The 10,570-nt window shown below is 61.8% G+C and carries 5 protein-coding genes and 4 pseudogenes; 7 read left to right on the top strand and 2 right to left on the bottom strand.

The window, feature by feature from the left end; all coding sequences use genetic code 11:
• Positions 1-122: 122 nt before the first annotated feature.
• The 3 genes and pseudogenes from BZ163_RS01235 to BZ163_RS01225 form a co-directional block, all read left to right on the top strand.
• Positions 123-185 (top strand): annotated as a pseudogene (locus BZ163_RS01235) (TetR family transcriptional regulator); the annotation flags it as partial.
• A 56-nt stretch (positions 186-241) separates the two neighbouring features.
• A pseudogene (locus tag BZ163_RS01230) lies at positions 242-720 on the top strand (DUF1348 family protein).
• Positions 721-961: 241 nt separating this feature from the next.
• A complete protein-coding gene (locus BZ163_RS01225; RefSeq protein WP_128869479.1) occupies positions 962-1,741 on the top strand; it encodes a TSUP family transporter in 780 nt (259 codons plus the stop codon).
• On the opposite strand, the gene nudC is transcribed toward BZ163_RS01225, so the two are convergent.
• The gene (nudC, locus tag BZ163_RS01220; protein WP_128869478.1) at positions 1,709-2,539 is read right to left on the bottom strand and encodes an NAD(+) diphosphatase; all 831 of its coding nucleotides are present in this window, start codon (positions 2,537-2,539) and stop codon (positions 1,709-1,711) included. The genes BZ163_RS01225 and nudC overlap by 33 nt on opposite strands.
• Before the next feature lie 5 nt (positions 2,540-2,544).
• Complete coding sequence (locus BZ163_RS01215; RefSeq protein ID WP_128869477.1) at positions 2,545-3,357, bottom strand: crotonase/enoyl-CoA hydratase family protein; 813 nt, start codon at positions 3,355-3,357, stop codon at positions 2,545-2,547.
• Positions 3,358-3,913: 556 nt separating this feature from the next.
• On the opposite strand from BZ163_RS01215, the gene glgA reads away from it, so the two are divergent.
• From glgA to BZ163_RS01195, 4 genes and pseudogenes are all read left to right on the top strand, one after another.
• Positions 3,914-5,500 (top strand): glycogen synthase GlgA, encoded by a 1,587-nt coding sequence (glgA, locus tag BZ163_RS01210; protein WP_128869476.1) that lies wholly within the window; start codon positions 3,914-3,916, stop codon positions 5,498-5,500.
• A gap of 14 nt (positions 5,501-5,514) precedes the next feature.
• Positions 5,515-7,311, top strand: coding sequence for a malto-oligosyltrehalose trehalohydrolase (gene treZ, locus BZ163_RS01205; RefSeq protein WP_128869475.1), 1,797 nt, complete (start codon positions 5,515-5,517; stop codon positions 7,309-7,311).
• Positions 7,308-9,388 (top strand): annotated as a pseudogene (gene malQ / locus BZ163_RS01200) (4-alpha-glucanotransferase). The gene treZ and the pseudogene malQ overlap by 4 nt, the downstream one beginning before the upstream one ends.
• Positions 9,385-10,570, top strand: a pseudogene (locus BZ163_RS01195) (alpha-amylase family glycosyl hydrolase); the annotation flags it as partial. The pseudogenes malQ and BZ163_RS01195, both read left to right, overlap by 4 nt.

Here is a 10,570-nt window from a genome sequence, read left to right as displayed (position 1 = left end):
GGCCTTGGTTTTGGGTTTGTTTGGGTTTGTTTGGGTTTTGATGGTGTCAGCTGGCTTGCCAGCGAAGGCAATTTCATAGGCGACAACACTATCAGCTTGACCATGTAGAACGATCGTTCTACATGGGTGATCACAGTGCCGCTGATAATGCGCAATGTATGGCGCGAAAGTTATTGGACCTGTGACACTCTAAACAAGCCCTACACCTTGCTTGAACGTTAATTTGCCAGGGAGACTGTCAATGTCTAACGCCGAAGTTCGTCCGCCACTGCCGCCCTTCACCCGTGAATCGGCCATCGAGAAAGTTCGCCTGGCCGAAGACGGCTGGAACTCCCGCGACCCGCAACGGGTGTCGCTGGCCTATACCCTCGACACCCGGTGGCGCAACCGTGCCGAATTCGCCAACAACCGCGCAGAAGCCAAAGACTTTCTGACCCGTAAATGGGCCAGGGAACTGGACTATCGGCTGATCAAGGAGCTCTGGGCCTTCACTGACAACCGCATCGCCGGTGCGTTACGGCCTACGAATGGCACGACGACTCGGGCAACTGGTTCCGGTCCTACGGCAACGAGAACTGGGAGTTCAATCAAGACGGCTTGATGGCCAACCGGTACGCGAGCATCAACGACTTGCCGATCAAGGAAAGCGAGCGCAAGTTCCACTGGCCGCTGGGTCGGCGACCGGACGATCATCCAGGCCTGTCCGACCTCGGCCTCTAGATAACACCGCCCCCCTGTAGGAGCTGGCTTGCCAGCGAAGGCGTCCTCAAATTCAGCGCATGACTGGCCGCCTTCGCTGGCAAGCCAGCTCCTACAAAAGCAATCGCGACTGCATGCATTACACCGGTAATCGTGACAATCCGCGTTACAAAACCAATCCCGGTCGCCCGCAACAATGGATCTAGGTAAGATACTCGCCCTTCCACGCAGCCTCCTGCGTCCTGCCGAATAAGCCGATTCCATGCCTTTCGAACTCAGCGTTGACCTCACCACCCTGGCCATCCTCGTCCTTGTCGCTTTTGTTGCCGGTTTCATCGACGCCATCGCCGGCGGGGGTGGCTTGTTGACCACCCCCGCACTGTTGACCGCCGGCCTGCCGCCGCACCTGGTGCTGGGCACCAACAAACTCAGTTCGACCTTCGGCTCGGCCACCGCCAGCTTCACCTTCTACCGCCGCAAGTTGTTCCACCCCAGGCAGTGGATGCATGCCATCGTCGGCACCCTGGTCGGTGCCTTGACCGGTGCCGTGGTCGCGCATTACCTGCCCGCGGAATGGTTGAACAAGATGCTCCCGGTGATCGTCTTCGCCTGCGGCCTCTATCTGTTGTTTGGCGGCACGCCGAAGGCGCCGCTGGACAGCGATGCACCGATCAGGAAAAAGTGGCAATCGAGCCAGGGTTTCAGCCTCGGTTTCTACGATGGCGTGGCCGGTCCCGGCACCGGGGCTTTCTGGACCGTCAGCAGCATGCTGATGTACCCCATCGACCTGGTGAAGGCCAGCGGCGTGGCGCGCAGCATGAACTTCGTCAGCAACATTGCGGCGCTGTCGGTGTTCGTGTTTTCCGGGCAAGTGGACTGGATCATCGGCCTGAGCATGGGCCTGTCGGTGATGGTCGGCGCGTTCTTCGGTGCTCGCACCGCCATCAGCGGCGGTGCGAAATTCATCCGTCCGGTGTTCATCACCGTGGTGTTGGGGCTGACCGTGCGGTTAGCCTGGCAGCACTGGTTCAGCGTGGCCTAGGCACCGCGCCACATAGACGTCGATCAGGTAACGGGCAATCGAGCGTGACGCCGGCAACGGTGGCAGCACGTTAATGTTGAACCACTGGGCGTCTTCGATTTCGTCTTCCTGGCAGACGATCTCGCCTCCCGCGTATTCGGCATGGAAGCCGAGCATCATCGAATGCGGGAACGGCCAGCACTGGCTGCCCATGTACTGGATGTTCCGGACTTCGATCCGCACCTCTTCACGCACCTCGCGAATCAGGCAGTCCACGGCCGACTCGCCCGGCTCGGCAAACCCCGCCAAGGTGCTGTAGACCCCGCTGACAAAACGCGGTGAACGCGCCAGCAGGATTTCGTCGCCCCGGGTGATCAGCACGATCATGCTCGGCGAGATGCGCGGGTAATAGCGCAAGTCGCAAGGCTCGCAATACATCGCCCGTTCGCGCACGACCTGCCGGGTCGCCTGCCCGCAATTGCCACAGAAGCGATGCTCGCGGGCCCAGGTGCCGATCTGCGCGGCGTAACCGAGCACCTTGAACACCCCGTGGTCGCCTTCGAGCATGAACGCGCGCAAGCCTTTCCAGTTGCAGCCCGGCACTTCGCTGTGACTGCGCAACTCCAGCAGATAGACCGGCTCACCATTCAGATGACCGATGCCGTGCTCGGCGAGGATCGACAGATCCTGGCGTTTGAGCCACTCCCGTGGAAACAGCGCGCCATTATCGTCGTACAAGAAGCCTTCGGGGCTGCGCGCCACGGCCCAGCCGCCGGGTTGATCGGTGTCCAGTACTGCAGTGGTCCAGCGTGAAGTCATGTCAATCAATCCAGAAATTCGGGTTTCTGTTTGCTCATATGGGCGGCCATGGCCACGCGCAGATCGGTGGATTGCAGCATGGCGGCGTTCCAGGTGGCGACGTATTCGAGGCCGTCGTCAATGCGATGGTCGCGCATGTAGCTGATCATCTCCTTGGTGCCGGTGATTGCGATCGGCGACTTGGCGGCGATCTCGCGGGCAATGCCCATCACGCCATCAAGCAGGCTGGCAGCGTCGCTGTAGATGCGATTGACCAGGCCCATGCCCCGCGCTTCCTCGGCGCCAAACGAACGACCAGTGTAAGCCAGTTCACGCAGCATGCCGTCACCAATGATCCGCGGCAAGCGTTGCAAGGTGCCGACGTCGGCGGCCATGCCGATGTCGATTTCCTTGATCGAGAATTGCGCGTCTTCGGCGGCGTATCGCATGTCGCAGGCGGCAATCAGGTCGATGGCGCCGCCCAGGCAATAACCCTGCACCGCCGCCAGCACCGGTTTGCGGCACTGGTCGACGGCATTGAACGACGCTTGCAGCGCCAGGATCTTGCGTCGCAGCAAGCGCGCGTTTCGTCCGACATCCTTGCCCAGTTCATTGGCCACGCCGGCCAGCATCATCAGGTCGATGCCCGAGGAAAAATGCTTGCCGGCACCACTGAGCACCACCACCCGGACTTCGTCGGTGTCGTCGACCCACTGGAAAATCTCGATGATTTCACTCCAGAACGCTGCGTTCATCGAATTGATCTTCTCAGGGCGATTTATCTGCACGTGTGCGACCTTATCTGCCAATTCGACGGTGAATGCGGTGTACTGAGCCATGCGAGTGATCCTTTACCGGGCAAGAACGAGAGTCGAACTATACCAAGGCCGCAAGGTGCCCCGTAAGGCAGCGGTTCGGCCAAAAGCGGGACGCATGCGCGCACCGTAATAGTGCGCAAGCCTTGCCGTCTGGCGCACGACAATGTGTCGTTACTCAGATTTTTTGACGCCAAATCATTGAAAAAGCAGCCCTTCGTCGGTGAATTTCGCCTTCTAAACGGGACGACCGTACCTCTTTGCACCGATTGTCGAACAATTTTGCCATTCCGCCTCGCGCGCTCTAACTTCTGGCCTAGACTCATTTCCGCGAGGCAAAACCGATCAGTCATAAAGTACAAAAAAACTCGAAACTTTTACCCGTCGCGACGGGTCACCTGAAAGGGAGGAGTGTTGCGGCTGGTGCAATCCTTGCAATGTCCATTTCAAGCGTTACTGCTTCAGCGCATGGGCAGCCTTTGCTGACCGATGCGTAGCGCGTTTGCGCCGGCCACATGAATTGGCCACGGAACATCGTCTGCCAGACCTAAGAATTAGATCAACAATACGGGAGATTCATATGATCAGTGCGGCTTTAGATATTCAGGGAGAACGTGCTCATCAGCAGGTCGGCGAGTCGAGCGTCGTGAGTACAGGCAGTGCCCAAACGATCAGCGTCACGGGCACCAAGGCGCTGGCACCGGTTGCCAGGCACAATCCCAATAGAAAGAAAGTATTGTTCGTCACTTCCGAAATTGCCGACCTGGTGAAGACCGGCGGGCTGGGTGACGTTTCCGCGGCGCTGCCCCGGGCCATGGCGCTACTGCACGATGTTCGTGTGCTGATTCCCGGTTACCCGCAGGTGCTGCACAGCGAAAACCCGATTCACATCATTGGCGAGCTGGGTGGCCACGCAGCCCTGCCCCCTTGCAAGATCGGGCGCATGGACATGCCCGACGGCCTGGTCATTTACGTGTTGATCTGCCCTGAACTTTACGAGCGTGAAGGCTCGCCCTACGGCGCCAACAACGGTCGCGACTGGCCGGACAACCATATCCGCTTCGCCCGACTCGGCCTGGCAGCCGCCGATATCGCCGCCAACCTCGCACAAATCCACTGGTGCCCGGACCTGGTGCACGCCCATGACTGGCCGGCCGGTCTGGCGCCTGCTTATATGCACTGGCGTGGGCAGCGCACCCCGACCCTGTTCACCATCCACAACCTGGCTTATCAGGGTGTGACCAGCCTGGGATCATGCCCGGAACTGGGAATTCCCACCCATGCCCTGCAGCAGGACGGCATGGAGTTCTACGGCAAGATGTCGTTCCTCAAGGCCGGCATGGCCTATTCGAGTCACATCACCACGGTCAGCGCGACCTACGCCCAGGAAATCACCACCCCGGCCTTCGGCTGCGGCCTCGACGGCTTTCTCGCCGCCAAGACCCAGCAAGGTCTGCTCAGCGGTATCCCCAACGGTATCGATGAAAGCTGGGATGCGGCCACCGATCCCCACCTGTTCTGCCCGTTCAGCATCGGCGATTGGGAGGGCAAGGCCGTCAACGCCGCCCACGTTCGTGAGTTGTTCGGCCTGGACGATAGCGTAGGTCCGCTGTTCGCCGTGGTCTCGCGCCTGGTGTATCAAAAAGGCCTGGACCTGACCGAAGCCGTCTCCGAATACATCGTCGAATCCGGCGGCCAGATCGCGATCATCGGGCGGGGCGAGCCGGAAGAAGAACAAGCCATGCGTGAGCTGGCCCTGCGTTTCCCGGGGCAAATCGGGGTGCGCATCGGCTTCAATGAAACCGATGCCCGGCGCATGTTCGCCGGCAGCGACTTCCTGCTGATGCCGTCGCGCTACGAGCCCTGCGGCCTGAGCCAGATGTACGCCCAACGCTTCGGTTCATTGCCGGTGGCACGCAATACCGGTGGCTTGGCCGACACCATCGAAAATGGCGTGACCGGGTTCCTGTTCGATGAATCCACGGTTGAAAGTTACCAGGAAGCCCTGAGCCGCGCGTTCAAGGTATTCGCCTACCCCGACCTGCTCAATGCCATGCGCTGCCGCGCGATGGCCGCGCCATTCAACTGGTGCAAGGCGGTCGAACCCTACGCCGAACTTTACGAACAGCTGGTGGTTAAAGCACTGGGTAAATCGCACAGACAGTAAGAGGTTTTCAATAGATGCCGTTACGGACCCTTGAGACCTGGCCCCACGGCGCAATCATGCTGGACGCAGAACACACGCGTTTTGCCTTGTGGGCGCCAGATGCGTTGTTTGTCAGTGTCGAACTGGAAAATGGACAATCCTTGCCACTATTGCCTCAGGCCGATGGCTGGTTCGTGATCAATACCCGTTGCCCTGCCGGCACGCGTTATCGCTACAACATCGACGGGGAGCTGGAGGTGCCCGACCCGGCCTCCCGCGCCCAGGCCGGTGACATCCATTTGCACAGCGTGGTGGTCGATCCCCTCGCCTATCAGTGGCAACACGGCAACTGGTTGGGGCGGCCATGGAACGAGGCGGTGATCTACGAATTGCACGTCGGTGCCCTCGGCGGTTTCAGTGAAGTCGAGAAGCACCTGGCGCGCCTGGTCGAACTGGGGGTGACCGCGATCGAACTGATGCCCCTGGCGCAGTTCCCCGGTGACCGCAATTGGGGTTATGACGGCGTCCTGCCCTATGCGCCCCAATCCTCCTATGGCACTCCCGAACAACTCAAGCACCTGATCGACACCGCCCATGGCCACGGCCTGGCGGTGATCCTCGACGTGGTCTACAACCACTTCGGCCCGGACGGCAATTACCTGCATCGCTACGCCAAGGGCTTTTTCCGCGAAGACAAGCACACGCCCTGGGGTGCCGCCATTGATTTCCGGCGGCGCGAGGTGCGGGACTTCTTCATCGAAAACGCGCTGATGTGGCTGTTCGAATACCGCTTCGACGGTCTGCGCCTGGACGCGGTCCACGCCATTGAAAGCCCCGACTTCCTGCAGGAACTGGCGCAACGGGTGCGCCAGCGCACAGATCCGGCGCGGCATGTGTGGCTGACGGTGGAGAACGAGCACAACCAGGCCAGCCTGTTGCAGGAAGGCTTTGACGCGCAGTGGAACGATGACGGCCATAATGCCCTGCATGTGTTGTTGACCGGCGAAACCGACGCTTACTACGCCGACTATGCCGACAACCCCACCGAGCAACTGGCGCGCTGCCTGAGCCAGGGTTTCGTATTCCAGGGCCACGTCACCCGCCATGGCACACCTCGCGGAGAACCCAGCGGTCACTTGCCGCCCAGTGCCTTTGTGCTGTTTCTGCAAAACCATGACCAGATCGGTAATCGCGCGTTTGGCGAGCGGTTGCATCAGCTGACCCATAACGACGCCTTGCAAGCGGCGACAGCGCTGCTGCTGCTGTCACCGATGATCCCGCTGATGTTCATGGGCGACGAATTCGCCGCCGAAGAGCCCTTCCTGTTTTTCACCAGTCACCACGGTGAACTGGCGGAACTGGTGCGTGAAGGACGACGTAATGAATTTGCCGCCTTCAGCGCCTTTACCGATCCGCATAAACGCGAACGGATTCCCGATCCAAACGCACGCCAGACCTTCGAGGCGTCCCGGCCCAAACTGACCGCCACCCGGCAATCGGCGATGCAGGGCCTGTATCGCCAGTTGTTGCGGCTTCGGCACACACACATCATTCCCAATCTGCCCGGGACTTTTGCCTTGGGTGCCGAGGTGCTGGCCGAGGGCGCGGTGACTGCACGCTGGCAACTGGGCAATGGCAGTCAGCTGCGTATTGACCTGAACCTCAGCGACAAGCCTGTGGTCCATTCACCACAGGTCGACGCTTCGCTACTGTTCGAACACCCGCCACAGTCGGCCGGCCTGTTGGATCAGGGCACACTTGCCCCGTATTGCGCGCTAGTCAGCCTCATGGCCGCAGCCCCTATGCTACCCCCGGATGGAGAGCGCCAATGAGTGACGCGCAACTGGAAATACTGGCCAGCCAAGCGGGTTTGGCAGTCGATTGGATCGACGCCAACGGCCGCCCGCAAAAAGTCGCCCCGTCGGTTTTACGTAACGTCCTGACCGGACTCGGCCACCCTGCCGGCTCCGCACAGGAAATTCGACGCCAGCCTGCTGCAATTGCAGCAAGTGCAACAGACCCGCCACCTGCCGCCGCTGATGACCGCCGATGTCGGTGTCGGTCTCAATCTGGCGCATTACTTCGAGCCGCAGACGTCCTGCGCGGTCCATCTCGAAGATGGCTCGCAACTCAACCTGACACTGGACGCCGAGGCGATTCTGCCCGGCCAGATTCCGGTCGGTTATCAGCGCGTCAGCATCGACGGACAATCCTTTACCCTGGCCGTCGCACCGGCTCGCTGCTACAGCGTCGGCGATGCCGTCGACAATCCGATCCCCCGTGCCTGGGGCCTGAGCGTCCAGTTGTATGCCTTGCGCCGTCCCGGCGACGGTGGATTCGGCGACACCCAGGCCCTGGAAGATCTGGTCCGGGTGGCTGGCGAGCGTGGCGCCGAAGCGTTGGCGATCAGCCCGCTGCATGCGATGTTTGCCAACGACACCCATCGCTACAGCCCTTATTCGCCGTCCAGCCGTCTGTTCCTCAACAGCCTCTACGCCGCCCCGGGCCTGATTCTCGGTGAGCGCGCCGTGCGCACGGCAATTGACGCCACGGGCCTCGCCGCCGAACTCAAGCACCTTGAAGAGTTGCCGCTGATCGATTGGCCGGTGGCCGCCGAGGCCAAGCATCGTCTGTTGCAGGCGCTCTACGACGGCTTTGTCCAGGGCGAACATCCGTTGCATGCCGATTTCAACAGCTTCCGCCACGCCGGCGGCGAGGCCCTGGAAAACCACTGCCGCTTCGAAGCCATTCAGCAAGACCGCGCCGCCAACGGTGAAGGCCTCGACTGGCGCGAGTGGCCCGAACAATGGCGCGACCCGCGCAGCGCCGCCCTCGCCGCGTTTGCTGAAGAGAACGCCGGCCGCATCGGCTTCTTTGCCTTCTGCCAATGGCTGATCACCCGCTGCCTGGAGCGCGCACAAACCGCCGCCCGCGCCAGCGGCATCAGCATCGGATTGATTGCCGATCTGGCGGTGGGCGCCGACGGCGGCGGCAGCCAGGCCTGGAGTCGCCAGGACGAATTGCTCGCCTCCCTGACCGTGGGCGCACCACCGGACATTCTCAACCGTACCGGCCAGGGCTGGGGCATTTCCGCGTTCTCCCCCGAAGGCCTGGTACGCAACGGTTTTCGCGCGTTCATTGAGATGCTCCGGGACAACTTCGCCCATGCCGGTGGCCTGCGCATTGATCACGTCATGGGCCTGCAACGGCTGTGGGTGATTCCCAATGGCGCGCCCCCTGCCGACGGCGCCTACCTGTACTACCCGGTGGACGACCTGCTGCGCTTGCTGGCCCTCGAATCCCATCGCCATCAGGCCATCGTGCTCGGCGAAGACCTGGGGACGGTGCCGGATGGCCTGCGGGAAAAACTCATCGCCCGCTCGATCCTCGGCATGCGGGTATTGCTGTTCGAACAGGACAACGCCCACTTCAAGCCCATGCTCGACTGGCCGGACAACGCGCTGGCCACCACCAGCACCCATGACCTGCCGACCCTCAATGGTTGGTGGCATGGCCGCGATATCGACTGGAATGCCCGTCTCGGCCTGGTCGACGCCTCGGGTGAAATCGAATGGCGCCAGCACCGCGAACGCGAGCGCGAAGGCTTGCGCCGGGTGTTGAGCGAGGATCCGCAGAACTTTCGCGAGGAGTCCCATGAAACCGATCAGGTGCTGGATGCCGCGATCCGTTTCCTCGGGCACACCCCGGCGCCGCTGGTGTTGCTGCCGCTGGAAGATGCCCTGGGCATCGAACAGCAGGCCAACCTGCCGGGCACGACCGACGCGCATCCCAACTGGTCCCGTCGCCTGCCCGGTGACAGCGAAACCCTGCTCGATGACCCGGACGCCGCCCGGCGCCTGGAACTGGCTCGCCTGCGCGCGACTTCAGGCGGCCGAGCGTGACCAATGAATCAAGCGCTCATCCAACCGTTGCGGGCCACCCTGCGACTGCAGTTTCATAAAGGCTTCACCCTGGACCAGGCGGTGCCGCTGGTCCCCTACTTCGCCAGCCTGGGCATCAGCCATCTCTATGCTTCGCCACTGCTGAGCGCGCGTCCGGGCTCCATGCATGGCTACGACGTGGTGGACCCGACCACGGTCAACCCGGAGCTGGGCGGCGAAGCGGCATTGCGGCGCCTGGTCAGCGCCTTGCGCGAGCAACGGATGGGGCTGATCCTCGACATCGTGTCCAACCACATGGCGGTGGGCGGCGGCGACAATCCCTGGTGGCTGGATTTGCTGGAATGGGGGCGCCTGAGTCCCTACGGCGAGTTCTTCGATATCCAGTGGCATTCTCCCGATCCGTTGATGGCAGGTCAGTTGCTGCTGCCCTTCCTCGGCAGCGATTACGGGGTCGCCCTGCAGGACGGCACCCTGCCCTTGCGTTTCGATGCAGGGCACGGCGCATTTCATGTCGAGCACTATGAGCATCACTTCCCGATCTGCCCGACGAGCTACGGCGAGCTGCTCAAGGCCGATGACGCGCTGAATGCCGATCAGGCCGCGCAACTCAAATCCCTGGCAGACCGCTTCAGTGCCTTGAGTTACCAGATGGACGCGCACAGCCTGGCGATCCCGCTCAAGGCCGAGCTGCGCGAACTCGCCGCTGACCCGGCCATTGCGCAAGCGATCCAGCGCAACCTGGACGCTTATGATTCACTGACGCGCGAGGGGTTCGAGCGTCTGCACGACTTGCTCGAGCGCCAAAGCTATCGCCTGGCCAGCTGGCGCACCGCGGCGGACGATATCAATTGGCGGCGCTTTTTCGATGTCAACGAACTCGGCGGCCTGCGGGTCGAGCGGCCGGCCGTGTTCGAAGAAACCCACGCCAAGATCTTCGAGCTGGTGGCCGAGGGCCTGGTCGACGGTCTGCGCATCGATCACATCGATGGCCTGGCCGACCCCCGTGGTTATTGCCGCAAATTGCGGCGCCGGGTCGACAGCCTGTCTCCGCAGCGGCACCTGCCGATTTTCGTCGAGAAGATCCTCGGCGAAGTTGAAACCCTGCACCGCGACTTGGTCCGTGGACGGCACCACCGGTTATGAATTCATGAACCAGTTGTCGCTGATTGCAACACGACCCGGAAGGCGC

The sequence above is a fragment of the Pseudomonas sp. VI4.1 genome, assembly GCF_002029345.1.
Lineage (GTDB): Bacteria > Pseudomonadota > Gammaproteobacteria > Pseudomonadales > Pseudomonadaceae > Aquipseudomonas.
This window is presented reverse-complemented; position numbering and strand designations above follow the sequence as displayed.

Excerpts from the sequence above, each read along its gene's own strand:
- treZ (WP_128869475.1), top strand. The coding sequence starts at position 5,515 with ATGCCGTTACGGACCCTTGAGACCTGGCCCCACGGCGCAATCATGCTG.
- BZ163_RS01225 (WP_128869479.1), top strand. The coding sequence starts at position 962 with ATGCCTTTCGAACTCAGCGTTGACCTCACCACCCTGGCCATCCTCGTC.
- nudC (WP_128869478.1), bottom strand. The coding sequence starts at position 2,539 with ATGACTTCACGCTGGACCACTGCAGTACTGGACACCGATCAACCCGGC.
- BZ163_RS01215 (WP_128869477.1), bottom strand. The coding sequence starts at position 3,357 with ATGGCTCAGTACACCGCATTCACCGTCGAATTGGCAGATAAGGTCGCA.
- glgA (WP_128869476.1), top strand. The coding sequence starts at position 3,914 with ATGATCAGTGCGGCTTTAGATATTCAGGGAGAACGTGCTCATCAGCAG.